Below are 17373 nucleotides of genomic sequence, written 5' to 3'. Positions count from 1 at the left end.
GTCACAGCATCCGGGCGGTGAGATTGTGCCACATGCCCCACATCGTGGTCACGAAGATCGCCGAGAGCCCGATCACCTGGATCAGCATGCGGGTCCAGAAGATCGCCTTGACCAGCGCCTCGCCCTGCAGCGCCTGCGCCTCGACCCGGGCCGACAGGCGCAGGCTCAGCCAGGCGCCCAGTGTCAGCGGGCCCAGCAGCAGGAACAGCGCCTGCGACAATTCGTAGCCGTACCAGAAGCCCAGCACGCCCAGCATGGTCAGCACCGTCAGCCAGAAACCCACCAGCCACGCGCCCGAGCTGCGCAGGATAGTCATCCGCCGCCGGGCCTGGATCAGGGCGAGCGTGTTGAGATCCTCCAACCCCTCGCCGCCGCGCCGACGGGCGCGCTGCACCATGTCGAAGGGCACGCCCATGACGAAATGGGTGACGTTCGACCACGCCACCGCCAGCACCAGCCAGAACCACAGGTTGGAAAACGACCTGAGGTCGATGGTAGATAAAAGCGAGTCCGTCAGATTCACCCGGAGCCCCTTGCCTGTTGCCCTCCTGATTAGTCGGCTTTCACGCCGGGGCCAAGCCGGGAAACCCGCCCGGGCTTGAGCTTGCCGCCCCCGCGTGGCACCAAAGCGCCGAAGACCGGAGAGAAGTCATGCCCGTCCACACCCCCGCCCCCTATCCCGCCGCCCGCCTCCGCCGCCTGCGCCGCACCGGCGCGCTGCGCGATCTGGTGGCCGAGAATGCCGTGACCGCCGCCGATCTGATCTGGCCGGTCTTCATTCGCGAGGGCGAGGGGGTCGAGGAGCCCATCGCCTCGATGCCGGGGGTGAACCGGCTGTCGCTGGACGTGATGCTGAAAAAGGCCGCGGCGGCCCATGCCGATGGCGTGGGGGCGATCTGCCTTTTCCCCTATACCGCGCCCGAACTCCGCACCGAGGATTGCGCCGAGGCCTGGAACCCCGAGAACCTGACCAACCGCGCCATCCGGCTGCTGAAGGCCGAGCTGCCGGAGATGGCGGTGATGACCGACATCGCGCTCGACCCCTACAACATCAACGGCCATGACGGTTTCGTCGTGGACGGCCAGATCCTGAACGACGAGACGGTCGAGGCGCTGGTCAAAATGGCGCTGGCGCAATGCGAGGCCGGGGCGGATATCCTCGGGCCCTCGGACATGATGGATGGCCGGATCGGCGCGATCCGCGCGGCGACCGAGGCCGCAGGTTTCCAGCAGGTCGCGATCCTCAGCTACGCGGCGAAATTCGCCAGCGCCTTCTACGGGCCGTTCCGCGATGCGGTCGGCGCCTCGGGGCGGCTGGTCGGCGACAAGAAGACCTATCAGGTGAACCCCGCCAACCGGCTGGAGGCCCTGCGCTGCGTCGCCCGCGACCTCGATGAGGGGGCGGACATGGTCATGGTCAAGCCCGGCATGCCCTATCTCGACATCTGCCGGTCGGTGAAGGACGAATTCGGCGTGCCGACTTTCGCCTATCAGGTCAGCGGCGAATACGCGATGCTGGCCGGCGCGATGGAGCGCGGCTGGCTGGGCGAGGCGGTGATGCTGGAAAGCCTGCTGGCTTTCAAGCGTGCCGGATGCGACGGGGTGCTGACCTATTTCGCCCCGGCGGCGGCCAAGGCGCTGAAGGTCTGACCTATATCAGCGGCGATTCGCCCAGCGGATCCCCGCGCGCGTGACAAGCGCGTGATCGCGCCGTATACTTCGGCCACAGGCATTTTCCGGTGACAGGGGCGACAGATCCCGCGCCAAACCTTTGAGGATGAGCATGACCCAGACCTTGCGCCTTTCGCGCCCGCTTTCGCGTCGCAGCCTGCTGGTGGGCGGCGCGGCCACCTCGCTGCTGGCCGCCTGCGGCAATCCCGTGGGGAATTTCAACGCCGAGCGCCTCGATGCGCGCGTCGATGCCACCCGCGACTACCTGCGCCAGAACCACGCCGAGCTGAGCAACCTCTTCGCCAACGCGCAGGGCATCCTCTACATGCCGCTGGTGACCGAGGCCGGGTTCTTTGTCGGCGGATCCTTCGGGCAGGGTGCGCTGCGGATCAACGACGCCACGGTTGATTATTATTCGGCGACGCGGCTCAGCGCCGGGCTGCAGATCGGCGCCCAGCAATACGCCCATGTGCTGTTCTTCATGACCCCGCAGGCGTTGCAGGATTTCCGCGCGGGCGAAGGCTGGGCCGCCTCGGCCGACCTGCGCTATGCCACGCCCGAGATGGGCGGTTCGGCCGGGGTGCAGACCACGACCATGTTCTCGCCGGTCATCGCCGTGGTCTTCGGTCAGGCCGGGCTGATCGCCGGGGCCTCGCTGGCCGGCGTGCGCTATCAGCGCATCATTCCGTAAGCCACGAAACACCGTTTCCGATGGGCGTCCCGCCGGGGCGCCCTTTTTCGTTTCCGTGGAAAATATCCATTTACCCATCCGCCCCGCCTGATAGCCTGCCCGTCAAACGGGAGGACATCATGATCACCATCAGCGGCGAGGGCCTGACCCTCGCGGATATCGTTGCCGTGTCGCAGGGAGCCGAGGTGCGGCTGTCGGCCGATCCGGCGGTTCTGGCCCGGGTCGAGGCCAGCCAGGCCCGGATCGAGGCCGCCGTCGCCGGGGGCGAGCAGGTCTATGGCGTGACCACGCTCTATGGCGGGATGGCCGACCAATACGTCCCCGTCGAGCGGATGGTCGAGTTGCAGCACATCGCGCTCTGGCACCACAAGACCGCTACCGGGCCCCGCCTGCCCGAGGCCGATGTCCGCGCCGCCATGCTCTTGCGGGTGAATTCGCTGATGAAGGGCTATTCCGGCGTCCGGCTTGAGCTGATCCAGCGCTATGTCAGCTTCCTCAACGCGGGTGTCACGCCCCATGCCTATCAGCGGGGCTCCATCGGCGCCTCGGGCGATCTGGTGCCGCTCAGCTATATCGGCGCCTCGGTCATCGGCCTCGACCCTGCGTTCCTGGTCGACTGGAACGGCGAGACGCTCGATTGCCACACGGCCCTGTCCCGGCTGGGGCTGGCACCGCTCACGCTGCGCCCCAAGGAGGGGCTGGCGATGAACAACGGCACCACCGCCTCGACCGGCGTCGCCGCCAATGCCATGGGCCGGGGCGTGACGGTCTTCGCCCTGTCGATGGCGGTGCAGGCGATGCTGGCCGAGGCGCTTCTGGCCACCAACCAGAGCTTCCACCCGACCATCCAGGCGATCAAGCCGCATCCCGGGCAGATCTTCGTGGGCTCCCTGTTCCGCGACCTGCTGGAAGGCTCGCAGCTGATCCGCTCCGAGGCCGCCGGCGCCCGTGGCCACCGTCAGGGCAAGCTGATCCAGGACCGCTATTCCCTGCGTTGCCTGCCGCAATACACCGGCCCCATCGCCGACATGCTGGCCGTCGCTGCCCGCCAGATCACCACCGAGGCCAATTCCGCCAATGACAATCCGTTGGTCGATCCCGACACGGGCGAGGTCTATCACACCGGCAATTTCCTGGCGCAATATACCGGCGTCGCCTGCGACACGCTGCGCGCGCAGCTGGCGATGCTGCTGAAGCATCTCGACGTGCAGATCGCCATGCTGGTCACGCCCGAATTCAACAACGGCCTGCCGCCGTCGCTGGTGGGCAACACCGGGCACGGGCTGAACATGGGGCTGAAATCGCTGCAACTCACCTGCAATTCGGTGGCGCCGCTGGTGCAATTCTACGGCCGCTCGATGGTCGACCTCTACCCAAGCCACGCCGAGCAATTCAACCAGAACATCAATTCGCAGGCGATGAACGCGGCCAATCTGGCGCGCGAGGCGGTCGAGGCCTCCGAGCATTTCCTCGCCGCGGCGCTGGTCTTCGCCGTGCAGGCGGTGGAACTGCGCGCCCAGACCGTGCGCCCGGGCTATGACGCCTCGGACCTCTTGTCCCACCGCAACGCCGCCCTCTACCGCGCCGCCCGCACCGCGGCCCTCGGCGCCCCCGATCCCGAGCGCCCGATGCTCTGGGACGATACCGAGGGCTTCATCCAGCCCAAGGTCGAGGGGATCCTCTCCGATCTGCGCACGGGTCAGGCGATCCGCGACGCCATCGGCCCGACGCTGGCCGATGTCGAAGCCTTCCTCGCCGCCTGAGCCCGCGACCCATCGCCGCTGCCCCGGCCCGGCCCCTTGCCAGGGGACCCTGGCCGGGCGAAGGCTCACCCCCCGGGTGAGGTTCACGAGGGGTGCGAGCCCTGCGACAGGCAAAGATCGGCGCGCTTCTGGTCCTGCTCTCGGCGGGCGCCGCCGCAGCCGGAACGCCGCCCCCCGCCGGCGGCCTCTGGCAGCAGTTCCTCAGCCAGATCCCGCATCCCCGGCCCGCCTCCTGCTGCCGGATCTGCACCCGGGGCAATGCCTGCATCAGCCGCAACCGCCGCTGCCACCAGCCCCCCGGCTGCGCCTGCGACGGCTGAGCCCACGCCAAGACACCGGGCCACGCCCCCCATCGGAGCCGGAAGACCCCTCCAACGCCGCCCGCCGCCACGAACGCACCGGCCGCAGAGCGCCCCCCGCCAAGACCCCGCCCATCTTTGTTCTGAAAATATTCTCGGGGGGTCCGGGGGGTGGAAAACCCCCCGGTTCCGCAACCCCCACCAGCGCCGCCGCCTATTCCGCCGCGACCCCGATCAGCCGCCTGAGCCCGAACACCGCCCCCGCCGCGATCGCCGCCAGCGTCACCGGCCCCGACCAGGCCAGCGTGGCGAAGGCGCTGACACCCTGCCCGACCGAACAGCCCATGGCGATGACGCCCCCCACGCCCATCAGCGCCGCGCCGCCGACCTGCCGGCCCAGTTCCCGCGGATCCTCGCAGGCCTCCCAGCGGAACATCCCGCGCCAGAGGGACCCCGCCAGCGCCCCCGCCATCACCCCCAGCACCGCGCCGACCGAGAAGTTGATCCCGCCCGCGGTCGAGGTCATCAGATACAGGATCGTCCGCCCGACCGGCGCGGTGAAGGACAGCCCCTCGACCCCGATCTCGCCGAAACTCTCGTGGCTGATCCAGCCGGTGCCCCAGAAGGCCAGCACCACCGCCCCGCCCGCCACCGCGCCCCAGACCATCTCGCCCGGGCGGCCCCGCAACGGGCCATAGGCCAGCGCCCAGATCAGCAGGGCGGCGGCGATGACCAGCGCGGTGACCAGCGGCGGCACGCCCGCCAGCCCCTGCAGCGCGGCGGTGATCCCCTGCTCGCCGGTCGCCGGATCCTGCGGGAACAGCGCGACCCTGAGGGGCGCCAGCGGACCCGACAGGGTGATGAAGCCGAAGACCCCCATCACCACCACCACGACCAGCGAGCGCAGATCCCCGCCGCCGAAGCGCACCAAGGCACCGAAACCGCAATTGCCCGCCAGCGCCATGCCATAGCCGAACAGCAACCCGCCCGCGATCGAGGCCAGCGGATTCCAGGCGATCTGATGATAGAAGGTCTCGCCCAGCCGCAGGAACCCCAGCTCGACACCCAGGAACGTGCCGGTGATCGCCACCGCCAGCACGATCCCCCAGAGCCTGAGCCGCCGCTGGTCGCCGCCAAAGACCGCCATCTCCAGCGCCCCCAGCGTGCAGAAATTCCCCAGCCGCGCCGAGAGACCCAGCACGATTCCCGACACCAGCCCGACAAGGGCGGCCATCACACCATAGGAAATGCCGTCCATCCCCGCCTCCGCTTTCCTGACTTGCCCGTCCGCTGAAAGGCCGGGCCAGAATCCCGATATACCCCCCGGAATGCAAGCCCCCACACCCGGTCTTGCGGAATTCCTGCGGCAGGGGGCTTGCCTTTGCCCGGCTTGCCCCTAGACTCCGGCCCACGGGCGTTCTCTCCCATCCGCACCGCATCGTCTCAAACCCGCCCTTCCGGCGGGCCTCAGCCATGGGAGTCATCATGCAGATCACGCGACGCGCTTTCACCACCGGCGGGCTCATGCTCGGCGGTCTCGCCCTCGGCCCCGGCCTCGGGCTCCCCGCCCGGGCCTCGGCCCGGTTCGGGTCCATGCAGATCGACATGGTCTCGGACGGCAATCTGGTGCTGCCCCGCGACTTCATCACCGGGCCGATGCCCGCCGAGGAACTGGCGGCGATCCTGACCCGCAACGGCATCACCGGCGAGGCGCTGACGCCCCCCTGCAACGTGACGCTGCTGCGGCACGAGGACCGCGTGATCCTCTTCGACGTCGGCTCGGGCTCGGATTTCCAGCCCTCGGCCGGGCTCCTGCCCGAGACGCTGGACAGCCTCGGCCTCGCGCCCGAGGACATCACCCATCTGGTCATCACCCATGGCCACCCCGACCATATCTGGGGCCTCCTCGACGAATTCGACGAGCCCTTCCTGCCCGAGGCGCAGATCCTGATGGGGCGGGCCGAATTCGACTATTGGATGGATCCCGGCACGCTCGACAGCATCGGCGCGGCACGGCAGGCCTTCGCCATCGGCGCCCAGCGCCGGCTCGAGGCGGTGGCGGATCTGGTGACCTTCTTCGAGGACGGGGCCGAGATCCTGCCCGGCGTCGCCGCCCGCCTGACCCCCGGCCATACCCCGGGCCACATGAGTTTCGAACTCCGCGACGGGTCGGAAAGCCTGATGGTGCTGGGCGATGCCATCGGCAACCACCATGTCGCCTTCGAGCGCCCGGCCTGGGAATCCGGCTCGGACCAGGACCCCGCCACTGCCGCCGCCACCCGCGTGGCGCTCTTCGACCAGCTGGCCAGCGCCCAGATGCCGATCGCGGGTTTCCACCTGCCCGGCGGCCTCGGCCGGGTCGAGGCCCATGCCGACGGCGGCTACCGGTTCCAGCCCGCCTGACCCGCCCATCTTTGTTCCGGAAATATCCTCGGGAGGATTTTCAAGGAGGGTGGAAAACCCTCCTTGAAGCGGGGGGCGCGGGGGGCGGCAGCCCCCCGCCGTGTGGAGTCTCGGGGGGCGGCAGCCCCCCGCCTTTTGCGTCACCTTGGGGCGGCAGCCCGCGGACTCACGCCGCCGCCAGCCGCGCGCCCCGCTGGTCGACCAGAAGATCCGTCGCCATCGCCCCCAGCCAGAAGCAGAACAGCGCCAGCCAGGCCGTCGCGGCGAAGATCGAGCCGCCGGTGACGCCCGCGCCGATGGCGCAGCCCCCGGCCAGCATGCCGCCGAAGCCCATCAGCACCGCGCCGAACATCGAGCGGCGCATGGTGGCCTCGCCCTCGAAGCCCTGAAACCGGAACTCGCGGCGGACCAGCGCGCTGAGGAACGCCCCCAGAAACACCCCCGGCACCAGCCCGATGTCGAAATTCAGCGCGGGCGAAGGTTCGAGGAAGAACATCAGCGTATTGGCCGAAGGCCCGGTGAAGGTGGCCGAGGTCACGTTGACCGGCTCCCAGGCCACCTCCGCCAGGGTCCAGGTCAGCACCCAGCCCATCGCCACGGCAAAGCCCACGCCCGAGGCGAAGATCAGTGTCGCGACCGGCATCTTCGCCCGCACCGCCACGCCAATCGCCACCAGCGCCAGGATCAGCCCCAGCACCAGCCCCGCCTCGTCCGGCAGGCCGATCAGCGTCAGCAGGTTCAGGTTCTGCCCGTCGGGCGTGGTCCAGAGCCCGGCGAGCCAGGAGCGGACGGGCGCGAGCCAGCCGTGCAGGCTCATCTGCGCCACCACGGCGAAGATGAGGCCCGAGACGACGCTGCGCAGGTTGCCGGTCGCGGCCAGCACCAGCAGGCGCCCGGAACAGCCCCGCGCCAGCACCATGCCGACGCCGAACATCAGCCCGCCGATCACCGCGCCCGACCAGCTGCCCGCCACCCCCATCATTCGGGCATCCCGCGCGTCGAAGAGGCCCAGCACCTGCGCCCCCTGCACCCAGACCATGGCGGTCGAGAAGGTCAGCAGCCACACGCCGACCTTGCCGCCCAGAATGCCGCGGGCGAATTCCACCGTGGCCGCCCGCAGGCAGAAGGACGAGCGCTGCGCGGCGATGCCGAAGACCATGCCGGTCAGCAGGCCGAACAGCGCACCCGCGCGGTCTTCGCCGATCCATTCGACAAAGGCGATGAAACTCTCCATGCGCGATCCTCCGGGTCAAGCTGCCCGGTACATATTGCTATATCGGAATGAAGGCTTTGATCTGGATCAGGCCCCGGCTCCGGCCCCAGCTCCCGCCTCGGCCCCGGCGCCCGCCCCTCAGGGCAGGCGGAACAGCCGCTGGATCACCATCACCATCTCGCGCACCCGGTTGTCGGCCAGCGAATAGATGATCTGGTTGCCGTCCCGCCGCGTCGTGACCAGCTTTTCATGCCTGAGCCGGGCCAGCTGCTGGCTGACCGCCGCCTGCCGCGACATGATGAGCTGTTCCAGTTCGGTGACGGTATGGTCGCGTTCGCAGAGGTGATAGAGCATCAGCAGACGCCCCTCATGCCCCATCGCCTTGAGGAAATCGGCCGCCTGACGCGCCTCCAGCGCCATCGCCTCGGGCGAGGCGGCGGGGGCGCAGCTGCGCTCGACCGGGCGCGCCATCGCCGGGCGCTCGGCACGCGCGGTCTCTTCGTGATCGGCGTTTCGCCCGTCTGGCGCCATATGGTCCCACCCTGCCCCGCCTCAGGCGGCGACAGCCCTCTTCCATCGTCGCGGCGACCCTAGCATGCCGTGACAGGGGAATCGAGCGCGGCAAGGCGGGAATGCGACCTTCGTCCGCCCCCGTCAGCCGTTGGGCTGGGTGCGGGCGCGGTCGATCATCTCGTTGACATAGGGCCAGAAGAAATCCTGCCCCGGAAAGCCGGTCAGGCGGCCCACTTCCACCCCGTCGGGCCCGAGCAGGATGAAGGTGGGCGTGACGAAAGGACGCGAGGCCAGCGTCACCCCCTCGGGCAGCGGGCCGCGCAGATCGGCGCGGATCAGCGGCGCGGCCTGCCCCTCGGGCGAGACCTCGTAGGCGGGGGCGATGTCGCGGTTGAAGGCCGCGCAATAGACGCAGCCGACCTGTTCGATCATCAGCAGCCTCAGCTCCTGCGCCGCGGCGGATCCGGCCGTCACCAGCGTAGCCGACACCATCGCAACCGCGGCCAGCGCGGCACCGCCGAGCAGCCGGCGCAGTCGAATCGGAAGGGTGACAGCCATGGTATCCTCCTCGCCCCGAGGGCGATTCCATCCTACCAGAGAAACTGCACGCGTGCACGAATCCGGTTGACGGGTCCAAAATAACATATGAACATTGTAATGTTTTCAGACCGTCGGAACAAGGCCCAGCGCAGGACGCTTGTGCGCCGCGTCCGGCGGCGCCTTGGGAGGGGCGCGTCTCATGTTCGATATCTCCTTCGGCGGGGCGGCGCTGGCCGGGATCCTGTCGTTCCTGTCCCCCTGCATCCTGCCCATGGTGCCCTTCTATCTGTGCTACATGGCGGGCCTCTCGATGGCCGAGCTGCGCTCGGACCAAGGGCTCGCGCCCGGGGCGCAGCGGCGGCTGGTGCTGTCCTCCATCGCCTTCGCGCTGGGCGTGACCTCGATCTTCATGCTGCTGGGGCTGGGGGCCACGGCGCTGGGTCAGGCCTTCATCCAGTGGAAGGACTGGCTGCGCTGGGTGGCGGCGGCGGTGCTGCTGGTTTTCGGCCTGCATTTCCTGGGCGTGGTGAAGATCGGCTTCCTCTACCGCCAGGCGCGGATCGAGAACGCGGGCTCCCCGCAGTCCATCCTGGGCAGCTATGTCATGGGTCTGGCCTTCGGCTTCGGCTGGACGCCCTGCGTGGGCCCGGCGCTGGCGGCGATCCTGATGATCGCCTCGGGCATGGGAGATCTGGTGCGCGGCACGCTCTTGCTGGCGGTCTACGGGCTGGCCATGACCCTGCCCTTCGTCATCGCCGCGCTTTTCGCCCGGCCCTTCCTGGGCTGGGTCGGCCGCCACCGCGACAAGCTGCAATATGTGGAGAAGGTGATGGGCGTCATGCTGATCGTCTTCGCCCTGCTGATCGCCACCAACAGCCTGAACTATATCGCGCAATGGATGATCGAGACGATGCCCTGGCTCGCCACGATCGGATGACCCGAGGGAGGAACGCATGACCAACAGACGCCGCCTGATAACCACCGGCCTCGCTTTGGGCCTGGCCGCCCCTGCCCTGCTGCGCCCCGGCAGGGCCCGCGCCGACCAACCCGTGCCGCCCCTGGGCGAGGATGGGCTGCACAAGCCCGACTGGATCGTCGAGACCTTCCGCGACATGCGCGACGACCTGACCGAGGCCAATGCCCTGGGCAAGCGGATGCTCATCATGGTCGAGCAGCGCGGCTGCATCTACTGCACCCGCATGCACGAGACGGTCTATATCGACGACGAGATCAACCGCATGCTGCGCGAGGATTTCTTCGTCGTGCAGATGAACCTCTTCGGCAATATCCCGGTGACCGATTTCGACGGGACCGAACGGGACGAGCGCGACATGATGGTGCGCTGGAACGTGGTCTTCACGCCCACCATGCTGTTCATGCCCGACACGGTTCCCGAATCGGGGACAGCGGCGCAGAATGCGGTCATGATGATGCCCGGCGCCTTCGAGCGGGGAACCACCCGGCTCATGCTGCGTTGGGTGCTGGAGAAAGGCTATGAGGGCGACGAGCATTTCCAGCATTACGTCGCACGCAACCTCGGCGGCAATTGACACGCTGCGCCGCAGAAATGAAAAAACCCGGCGCGCCAGACCCTTGGCGCGCACTCCTCGCAGCCTCGCGCGGGGTCGCTTTCGATAATTTTTCACTATATGCAGATAAATGAATTTCCTGTTGCTCTCACGGTACGCCATCGTCTACGATGAGCCCGTGATGCGTTTGGGAGAGCGCAACGCCATCTGCTGAATGTCAGGGAGGACATCCATGAAGCTGAACGCTGTGACCGGGCTCGTCGCCGCCCTCGTGCTGGCCGGAACTGCCTATGCCGAGACCGCGCCGGCGGATGTGGTCTGGGTCGACGACGTCCAGATCCCCGAATCGCTGACCGGCGCCCCCGGCAATGCCGAAGCCGGCGTTGCCGTCGTCTCGAGCCGCGCGCAGGGCAATTGCGTCGCCTGCCACGAATTCACCGCCCTGCCCGACGTGCAGTTCCAGGGCAATATCGGCCCGGCGCTGGACGGCGTGGGCAGCCGCTGGTCCGAGGCCGAGCTGCGCGGCATCATCGTCGATGCCAAGCACATGTTCCCCGACACGCGGATGCCGTCCTTCTACCGCGTCGACGGTTTCATCCGCCCGGGCGATGCCTTCACCGGCCGCGCCGCCGATCCGGCGACCTTCGGCCCGCTGCTGACCGCGCAGCAGATCGAGGACACGCTGGCCTATCTCATGACGCTGACCGAGTGATCCGGTCGGCCCCGTCCCCCTTTCGAAAAGGAGTATCCCCATGCTGACAAGACGCGACACCTTCGCGATCGGTCTGGGCGCCTCGGCCGTGGCCCTGCTGCCGGCCACCGCCTTCGCCGACGCCGTTGAGGACTGGATCACCGCCTATACCGGCGGCGCGGCCATGGAAGAGGGCGGCGTGACCATCACCGCCCCCGAGATCGCCGAGAACGGCAACACCGTGCCTGTCTCGGTTTCGGCCGAGGGCGCGACCGAGATCGTGCTCGTGGCCACCGGCAACCCGACCCCCGGTCTGGGCAGGTTCACCTTCGGCCCCGGTTCGGGCGCGCCGATGATCGCCACGCGCATCCGTCTGGGCCGCACCCAGGACGTGGTCGCGATCGCCAAGATGGCGGACGGCACCTTCAAGACGACCCGCGTCGAAGTGAAGGTCACCATTGGCGGCTGCGGCGGCTGATCCCTCTCGGATCCGCCCCACCGACCTTATCAGGAGCACATCATGACCGACGTCAGACCCCGCATCCGCCTTCCCCGCTCGGCCTCGGCCGGGGATTCGATCACCGTCAAGACGCTGATCAACCACGACATGGAAACCGGCCAGCGCCGCAATTCGGCCGGCGAGACGATCCCGCGCCAGATCATCAACCGCTTCACCTGTGAATTCAACGGGGTGATGGTGATCGACGTGGCGATGGAACCCGCCATCTCGGCGAACCCCTACATGGAATTCGAGGCCGTGGTGCCCGAATCCGGCGAGTTCGTCTTCACCTGGTACGATGACAACGGCGAAGTCTACACCGCGACCGAAGCCTTTGAAGTGAGCTGAGCATTCGGCGCAACAGAAGTCTGGGAGGAGACATTATGCAGCACCTGAAGCCTGCAAGATCGCTGGCGCTGGCCTCGGCCTGCGTGGCCGCGCTGTGGAGCGGCGCGGCCCTGGCCGATCCCGACCTTACGGCGGATCTGGTCATCGACGGCGAATTGCACATCGTGACCCGCGCCCCGAGCGACGACATCATCACCCCCAACCTGCCCGAGCGCTATTCGGGCTGGCTGTTCCGCAGCGAAGACACGCGGGCCATGGAGATGGATGATTTCGAGAACCCGGCGATGATCGCGGTCGAGGCGGGGGCCGAACTGTGGACCACCGTCGACGGCACCGCGGGCCAGTCCTGCCAGGATTGCCACGGCGACGCCGAGGAAAGCATGCGCGGCGTGCGGGCGATGATGCCGCATGTCAACGAAGACGGCGTGCTGTGGTCGATGGAGAACTACGTCAACAATTGCCGGACCGAACGCATGGGCGCCGAAGCCTGGCGCTGGTCGGGTGACGAGATGACCTCGATGACCTCGTTCCTGTCGCTGCAATCGCGCGGCATGCCGGTTGCGGTGCAGATCGACGGTCCCGCCGCCCCCTATTGGGAGCAGGGCCGCGAGATGTACTACACCCGCTACGGCCAGCTGGAACTGAGCTGCGCCAATTGCCACGAGGACAGCACGGGGCAGATGATCCGCGCCGACCACCTCAGCCAGGGCCAGATCTCGGGCTTCCCGACCTACCGGCTGAAGAACGCGGGCATCGTCTCGGTCCACAACCGCTTCCGGGGCTGCATCCGCGACACCCGCGCCGAGACCTTCGCCGAAGGTTCGGACGAGTTCCGCGCGCTCGAGCTTTATGTCGCCTCGCGCGGCATCGGGCTGGGCGTCGAAGGTGTTTCGGTTCGTCCGTAACCTCCTGGCCGGGGGGCGCGCCTGTCGCGTCCCCCTCCCCTCCTCCCTGCCGGTTGAGCGACCGGATTTCCGGTCGCCCATCTATATTCAACTCTATGAAGGTTGGCATGCATTCCTCCCGGCATGCCCCTTCTCCGACCGCTTCCAAGGAGCATCCCTATGATTTCCCGGCGCGAGTTCCTGCAAGCCTCGGTGGCTGCGTCCGCCCTCTACGGCGCTTCCGGCTTTGGCAATTGGTCGAAAGTGGCCGCGCAGCAATCCCTGACCCAGGATGACCTGCTGCGTTTCGACACTTTCGGCAATGTGTCGCTGATCCATGTCACCGACATCCACGCGCAGCTCAAGCCGATCTGGTTCCGCGAGCCCGAGTTCAACTTCGGCGTCGGCGACGTGCGGGGCCTGCCGCCGCATGTCACGGGCCAGGACTTCCTGAACCTCTATAACCTGACCCCCGGGTCGCGCGATGCCTATGCGCTGACCTATCAGGATTTCACCGCGCTGGGCCGTGAATACGGCAAGATGGGCGGCCTCGACCGCATCGCGACCGTGGTCAAGGCGATCCGCGCCGACCGTTCGGACGCGATCCTGCTGGATGGCGGCGACACCTGGCACGGGTCGATGTCCTCGTACCTCAGCCGGGGTCAGGACATGGTCAATCTGATGAACCTGCTCGGCACCGAGGCGATGACCTCGCATTGGGAATGGACCTTCGGCACCGAGAGGGTGATGGAGCTGATGGGGCAGCTCAACTTCCCCTTCCTCGGCCAGAACATCTTTGACGCGGAATGGGACGAACCCTACGAGGATATCCCGTCTTACACCTTCTTCGACCGGGGCGGCGTCAAGGTCGCGGTGATCGGTCAGGCCTTCCCCTATACCCCCATCGCCAACCCGCGCTGGATGTTCCCCGAATTCAGCTTCGGCATCCGCGACGAGCGCATGCAGGAGATGGTGGACGAGGTCCGCGCCGAGGGGGCCGATGTGGTCGTGGTGCTGTCGCACAACGGTTTCGACGTGGACCGCAAGATGGCGGGCCGGGTCAATGGCATCGACGTGATCCTGACCGGCCATACGCATGACGCACTGCCCGAGCCCGTGCTGGTGGGCGAAACGCTGCTCATTGCCTCGGGCAGCCACGGCAAGTTCGTGACCCGTCTGGATCTGGATGTGCGCGACGGCCGCATGATGGGCTTCCGCCACAAGCTGATCCCGATCTTCTCGGACGTGATCGCGCCCGATGCCGAGATGGCCGCCGCCATCGAGGCCGAGCGCGCGCCCTACAAGGACCAGATGGAGGAGGTCGTCGGAACCTCGGAAAGCCTGCTCTACCGGCGCGGCAATTTCGCCGGGACCTGGGACAACCTGATCTGCGACGCGGTGATGAGCGAGCGCGACACCGAGATCGCCATGTCCCCGGGCGTGCGCTGGGGCGCCAGCATCATGCCGGGTCAGGAGATCACCCGCGAGGACATCCACAACGTCACCTCGATGACCTACGGGCAAGTCTATCGCACGGAAATGACCGGCGAATTCATCCACACGATCCTGGAAGACGTGGCCGACAACCTGTTCAACACCGACCCCTATTACCAGCAGGGCGGCGACATGGTGCGGCTGGGGGGCCTTGGCTATGCCATCGACATCTCCAAGCCCATCGGCGAGCGGATCACCGGCCTCACGCTGCTCAGGACCGGCGAGGCGCTGGACCCCGCGCGCAGCTACACGGTCGGCGGCTGGGCCTCGGTCAATGAGGGGACCGAGGGGCCGATGATCTGGGACGTGGTGGAAGCCCATATCCGCAAACTCGGGACCGTCAGCGCCGAACCCACCGGGTCGGTCACGGTCACCGGCCAGTAATCCGAACGAAGGAGCAAGCGTCATGACCGACAGGACCGACGACGACGCGCTTGAAGGCGCCGGAATCGACGTCAGCCGCCGCGGCTTCCTGCGCACGGCCAGTCTCGCCGCTGGCGGGGCCGCGCTGGGCGGGGCCGCCGCCGCGCAGGAAACCCCCGATCCGCTGATTACCGACGTGCAGGACTGGGCCTCGGCCACCGGCGAGGGCGTGGACGCCACGCCTTACGGCCTGCCGATCCGCTTCGAGGGCGACGTGGTGCGCCGCACCGTGTCGTGGCTGACCGCCGATCCGATCAGCTCGATCAACTTCACGCCGATCCACGCGCTGGACGGCACGATCACCCCGGCCGGCTGCGCCTTCGAGCGGCACCATTCGGGCGCCATCGAACTCAGCAAAGACGATTACCGGCTGATGATTACCGGCCTCGTGGACCGGCCGCTGGTCTTCACCTGGGAAGACCTGCAACGCTTCCCGCGCGAAAACCACGTCTATTTCTGCGAATGCGCGGCGAACTCGGGCATGGAATGGGGCGGCGCGCAGCTGAACGGCGCGCAATTCACCCATGGCATGATCCACAACATGGAATATTCCGGCATCCCGCTGCGCGTGCTGCTGGAGGAAGCGGGCGTCCAGCCCGAGGGCCAGTGGATCTATGTCGAGGGCGCCGATGCCTCGTCCAACGGCCGCTCCATGCCGATCGAGAAGGCGATGGACGACGTGCTGGTGGCCCTGACCGCCAACGGCGAGGCGCTGCGCAAGGAGCATGGCTATCCCGTGCGGCTGGTCGTGCCGGGCTGGGAAGGCAACATGTGGGTCAAATGGCTGCGCCGCATCGGCGTCACCCATTCGGCGGTCGAGGCCCGCGAGGAGACCTCGAAATACACCGACCTCATGCCCGATGGCCGGGCCCGGAAATGGACCTGGGCGATGGACGCGAAATCGGTCATCACCTCGCCCTCGCCGCAGAAACCCATCACCCATGGCACCGGGCCGCTCGTCATCACCGGCCTTGCGTGGTCGGGTCGCGGCGCCGTCACCCGCGTTGATGTCTCGCTCGACGGTGGCGTCAACTGGCAGGAGGCGCGGATCGGCACGCAGGGCGGCAAATACGCCCTCTCGCGCTTCTATCTCGAAATCGACTGGGACGGCTCGCCGATGCTGCTGCAATCGCGCGCGACCGATGACACGGGCTATGTCCAGCCCACCAAGGACGCGCTGCGCGAGATCCGCGGGTTGAACTCGGTCTACCACAACAACGGCATCCAGACCTGGGCTGTCTACGAAAACGGAGCGGTGGAAAATGTCGAAGTCGGTTCTTAAACTTCTGGCAAGCACGGCCATCCTGTTCGCTGCCCTGCCCGCCGCGGCGCAGACCCTGAACCTGGGCCGCACCGCCCTGCCCGAGGAAATCGCCGCCTGGGACGTGGCGGTCGAACCCGATGGCACCGGCCTGCCGGTGGGGTCCGGCGACGTGCTGACCGGCGAGGACCTCTGGGTCGAGAATTGCGCCATGTGCCACGGCGATTTCGGCGAGGGCGCGGGCGCTTATCCGGTGATCGCCGGGGGCGAGGGCACGCTGCGCGACCGGCGGCCGGTCAAGACGGTGGGCAGCTACTGGCCCTATCTCTCGACCGTCTGGGATTACGTCCACCGCTCCATGCCTTTCGGCAATGCGCAGATCCTGTCCGCGGACGAGACCTATGCCCTGACCGCCTATATCCTCTATTCGAACGGCATCGTTGAGGATGATTTCGTGCTCTCGAACGAGAATTTCACCGAAGTGCCGATGCCCAATGCCGAGGGCTTCTATGCCGATGACCGGGTGGAAACCGAGTTCCCGCTCTTCACGGCCGAGGCCTGCATGGCGGATTGCGGCCCGGCGGTGCACATCACCCGCCGCGCCACCGACCTGCAATCGACGCCCGAAGGCGCGGTGACGGTCTTCGCGCCGGACCGCCCCAACGGCGTGGCCGATGGCGCGGGCGCGCCCGAAGGGGGCGAAGGCGCCGCGCCGGTCCAGCAGGCCGCCGCCGAGCCCGAACCCGAGCCCGAACCCGCTGCCGGGCCGGACCCGGCGCTGGTGGCCCAGGGCGAGGGCCTCTGGCGTCAGTGCCGCAGCTGCCACACGGTCGGCGACAATGCCCGCAACGGCACCGGCCCGCAGCTCAACGGCGTCGTTGGCCGCCACGCCGGGGCCGTCGAAGGCTTCCGCTACTCGCCGCCGATGCAGCAAGCGGGCGAAGCGGGCCTGATCTGGACCGCCGAGGAACTGGACCAGTTCCTGGCCGACCCCCGCGCCTATATGCGCGGCACGCGGATGAGCTTCCGCGGCCTGCGCGACGCGGGCGACCGGGCGGCGATCATCGCCTATCTGCAAGCCCATCCCTGACCTGCGGCAGCGTGGGTGAAACGAAGGCCCCGGGCGCTCTGCCCGGGGCCTTTTCCGTTAC

Annotated in this window: 19 protein-coding genes; 14 read left to right on the top strand and 5 right to left on the bottom strand. The window is 67.8% G+C overall.

The genetic code is table 11. The features are described 5' to 3' along the window. Nucleotide 1: 1 nt before the first annotated feature. On the bottom strand, nucleotides 2-523 hold the full coding sequence (locus tag DDE23_RS04590; RefSeq protein WP_238149902.1) for a component of SufBCD complex: 522 nt from the start codon (nucleotides 521-523) through the stop codon (nucleotides 2-4). Nucleotides 524-651: 128 nt separating this feature from the next. Here DDE23_RS04590 and hemB point away from each other — a divergent pair, with 128 nt between their 5' ends. The 4 genes from hemB (at nucleotide 652) to DDE23_RS24850 (ending at nucleotide 4445) form a co-directional block, all read left to right on the top strand. Beyond that, nucleotides 652-1650, top strand: coding sequence for a porphobilinogen synthase (gene hemB / locus DDE23_RS04585; protein ID WP_107750760.1), 999 nt, complete (start codon nucleotides 652-654; stop codon nucleotides 1648-1650). A 133-nt stretch (nucleotides 1651-1783) separates the two neighbouring features. Continuing rightward, on the top strand, nucleotides 1784-2362 hold the full coding sequence (locus tag DDE23_RS04580; RefSeq protein WP_107750761.1) for a lipid-binding SYLF domain-containing protein: 579 nt from the start codon (nucleotides 1784-1786) through the stop codon (nucleotides 2360-2362). Between the two features lie 119 nt (nucleotides 2363-2481). Then, nucleotides 2482-4125, top strand: coding sequence for an HAL/PAL/TAL family ammonia-lyase (locus DDE23_RS04575; protein ID WP_157957969.1), 1644 nt, complete (start codon nucleotides 2482-2484; stop codon nucleotides 4123-4125). A 92-nt stretch (nucleotides 4126-4217) separates the two neighbouring features. Then, nucleotides 4218-4445 carry a hypothetical protein gene (locus tag DDE23_RS24850; RefSeq protein WP_133239520.1) on the top strand — a complete coding sequence of 76 codons (228 nt, stop codon included), beginning with the start codon at nucleotides 4218-4220 and terminating at the stop codon, nucleotides 4443-4445. 193 nt (nucleotides 4446-4638) lie between these two features. On the opposite strand, the gene DDE23_RS04570 is transcribed toward DDE23_RS24850, so the two are convergent. Then, nucleotides 4639-5682 carry a YeeE/YedE family protein gene (locus tag DDE23_RS04570; protein ID WP_107750763.1) on the bottom strand — a complete coding sequence of 348 codons (1044 nt, stop codon included), beginning with the start codon at nucleotides 5680-5682 and terminating at the stop codon, nucleotides 4639-4641. A 227-nt stretch (nucleotides 5683-5909) separates the two neighbouring features. Between DDE23_RS04570 and DDE23_RS04565 the strand changes: the two genes are divergently transcribed. Next, nucleotides 5910-6827 (top strand): MBL fold metallo-hydrolase, encoded by a 918-nt coding sequence (locus DDE23_RS04565; RefSeq protein ID WP_107750764.1) that lies wholly within the window; start codon nucleotides 5910-5912, stop codon nucleotides 6825-6827. A gap of 166 nt (nucleotides 6828-6993) precedes the next feature. On the opposite strand, the gene DDE23_RS04560 is transcribed toward DDE23_RS04565, so the two are convergent. From DDE23_RS04560 to DDE23_RS04550, 3 genes are all read right to left on the bottom strand, one after another. Then, the gene (locus DDE23_RS04560; protein WP_107750765.1) at nucleotides 6994-8061 is read right to left on the bottom strand and encodes a YeeE/YedE family protein; all 1068 of its coding nucleotides are present in this window, start codon (nucleotides 8059-8061) and stop codon (nucleotides 6994-6996) included. A gap of 117 nt (nucleotides 8062-8178) precedes the next feature. Then, complete coding sequence (locus DDE23_RS04555) at nucleotides 8179-8571, bottom strand: ArsR/SmtB family transcription factor (protein ID WP_238149901.1); 393 nt, start codon at nucleotides 8569-8571, stop codon at nucleotides 8179-8181. Between the two features lie 123 nt (nucleotides 8572-8694). Continuing rightward, nucleotides 8695-9111, bottom strand: a complete 417-nt coding sequence (locus tag DDE23_RS04550) for a thioredoxin domain-containing protein (protein WP_238149900.1) — start codon at nucleotides 9109-9111, stop codon at nucleotides 8695-8697. A 181-nt stretch (nucleotides 9112-9292) separates the two neighbouring features. On the opposite strand from DDE23_RS04550, the gene DDE23_RS04545 reads away from it, so the two are divergent. The 9 genes from DDE23_RS04545 (at nucleotide 9293) to DDE23_RS04505 (ending at nucleotide 17312) form a co-directional block, all read left to right on the top strand. Further along, nucleotides 9293-10030: a cytochrome c biogenesis CcdA family protein gene (locus tag DDE23_RS04545; RefSeq protein ID WP_107750766.1), complete on the top strand. Its 738-nt coding sequence runs from the start codon at nucleotides 9293-9295 to the stop codon at nucleotides 10028-10030. A gap of 16 nt (nucleotides 10031-10046) precedes the next feature. Then, nucleotides 10047-10643, top strand: coding sequence for a thioredoxin family protein (locus DDE23_RS04540; protein WP_107750767.1), 597 nt, complete (start codon nucleotides 10047-10049; stop codon nucleotides 10641-10643). Nucleotides 10644-10854: 211 nt separating this feature from the next. Continuing rightward, nucleotides 10855-11334, top strand: a complete 480-nt coding sequence (gene soxX / locus DDE23_RS04535; RefSeq protein WP_107750768.1) for a sulfur oxidation c-type cytochrome SoxX — start codon at nucleotides 10855-10857, stop codon at nucleotides 11332-11334. 40 nt (nucleotides 11335-11374) lie between these two features. Further along, nucleotides 11375-11791 (top strand): thiosulfate oxidation carrier protein SoxY, encoded by a 417-nt coding sequence (soxY, locus tag DDE23_RS04530; RefSeq protein WP_107750769.1) that lies wholly within the window; start codon nucleotides 11375-11377, stop codon nucleotides 11789-11791. Between the two features lie 39 nt (nucleotides 11792-11830). Further along, a complete protein-coding gene (gene soxZ, locus DDE23_RS04525; RefSeq protein WP_107750770.1) occupies nucleotides 11831-12160 on the top strand; it encodes a thiosulfate oxidation carrier complex protein SoxZ in 330 nt (109 codons plus the stop codon). A 35-nt stretch (nucleotides 12161-12195) separates the two neighbouring features. Beyond that, nucleotides 12196-13065, top strand: coding sequence for a sulfur oxidation c-type cytochrome SoxA (soxA, locus tag DDE23_RS04520; RefSeq protein WP_107750771.1), 870 nt, complete (start codon nucleotides 12196-12198; stop codon nucleotides 13063-13065). A 159-nt stretch (nucleotides 13066-13224) separates the two neighbouring features. Then, nucleotides 13225-14922 carry a thiosulfohydrolase SoxB gene (gene soxB, locus DDE23_RS04515; protein WP_107750772.1) on the top strand — a complete coding sequence of 566 codons (1698 nt, stop codon included), beginning with the start codon at nucleotides 13225-13227 and terminating at the stop codon, nucleotides 14920-14922. A 22-nt stretch (nucleotides 14923-14944) separates the two neighbouring features. After that, entirely contained in the window at nucleotides 14945-16243 is a 1299-nt protein-coding gene (gene soxC / locus DDE23_RS04510; protein WP_107750773.1) for a sulfite dehydrogenase, read from the top strand. Then, nucleotides 16224-17312 carry a c-type cytochrome gene (locus DDE23_RS04505; RefSeq protein ID WP_107750774.1) on the top strand — a complete coding sequence of 363 codons (1089 nt, stop codon included), beginning with the start codon at nucleotides 16224-16226 and terminating at the stop codon, nucleotides 17310-17312. Before soxC ends, DDE23_RS04505 begins: the two co-directional genes overlap by 20 nt. Nucleotides 17313-17373 lie beyond the last annotated feature (61 nt).

The sequence above is a fragment of the Pararhodobacter aggregans genome (assembly GCF_003075525.1).
Classification (GTDB): Bacteria; Pseudomonadota; Alphaproteobacteria; order Rhodobacterales; family Rhodobacteraceae; genus Pararhodobacter; species Pararhodobacter aggregans.
Note: the sequence above shows the minus strand (reverse complement) of the source record. Positions and strands in the feature narration are given on the sequence as shown.

Bases quoted from the DNA above. Each gene is read 5' to 3' on its own strand.
- DDE23_RS04505 (WP_107750774.1), top strand. From the start codon at position 16,224: ATGTCGAAGTCGGTTCTTAAACTTCTGGCAAGCACGGCCATCCTGTTC.
- DDE23_RS04560 (WP_107750765.1), bottom strand. From the start codon at position 8,061: ATGGAGAGTTTCATCGCCTTTGTCGAATGGATCGGCGAAGACCGCGCG.
- DDE23_RS04565 (WP_107750764.1), top strand. From the start codon at position 5,910: ATGCAGATCACGCGACGCGCTTTCACCACCGGCGGGCTCATGCTCGGC.
- soxX (WP_107750768.1), top strand. From the start codon at position 10,855: ATGAAGCTGAACGCTGTGACCGGGCTCGTCGCCGCCCTCGTGCTGGCC.
- soxB (WP_107750772.1), top strand. From the start codon at position 13,225: ATGATTTCCCGGCGCGAGTTCCTGCAAGCCTCGGTGGCTGCGTCCGCC.
- DDE23_RS04555 (WP_238149901.1), bottom strand. From the start codon at position 8,571: ATGGCGCCAGACGGGCGAAACGCCGATCACGAAGAGACCGCGCGTGCC.
- soxA (WP_107750771.1), top strand. From the start codon at position 12,196: ATGCAGCACCTGAAGCCTGCAAGATCGCTGGCGCTGGCCTCGGCCTGC.
- hemB (WP_107750760.1), top strand. From the start codon at position 652: ATGCCCGTCCACACCCCCGCCCCCTATCCCGCCGCCCGCCTCCGCCGC.
- DDE23_RS04545 (WP_107750766.1), top strand. From the start codon at position 9,293: ATGTTCGATATCTCCTTCGGCGGGGCGGCGCTGGCCGGGATCCTGTCG.
- soxY (WP_107750769.1), top strand. From the start codon at position 11,375: ATGCTGACAAGACGCGACACCTTCGCGATCGGTCTGGGCGCCTCGGCC.
- DDE23_RS04550 (WP_238149900.1), bottom strand. From the start codon at position 9,111: ATGGCTGTCACCCTTCCGATTCGACTGCGCCGGCTGCTCGGCGGTGCC.
- DDE23_RS04570 (WP_107750763.1), bottom strand. From the start codon at position 5,682: ATGGACGGCATTTCCTATGGTGTGATGGCCGCCCTTGTCGGGCTGGTG.
- DDE23_RS04575 (WP_157957969.1), top strand. From the start codon at position 2,482: ATGATCACCATCAGCGGCGAGGGCCTGACCCTCGCGGATATCGTTGCC.
- DDE23_RS04540 (WP_107750767.1), top strand. From the start codon at position 10,047: ATGACCAACAGACGCCGCCTGATAACCACCGGCCTCGCTTTGGGCCTG.
- DDE23_RS04580 (WP_107750761.1), top strand. From the start codon at position 1,784: ATGACCCAGACCTTGCGCCTTTCGCGCCCGCTTTCGCGTCGCAGCCTG.
- soxC (WP_107750773.1), top strand. From the start codon at position 14,945: ATGACCGACAGGACCGACGACGACGCGCTTGAAGGCGCCGGAATCGAC.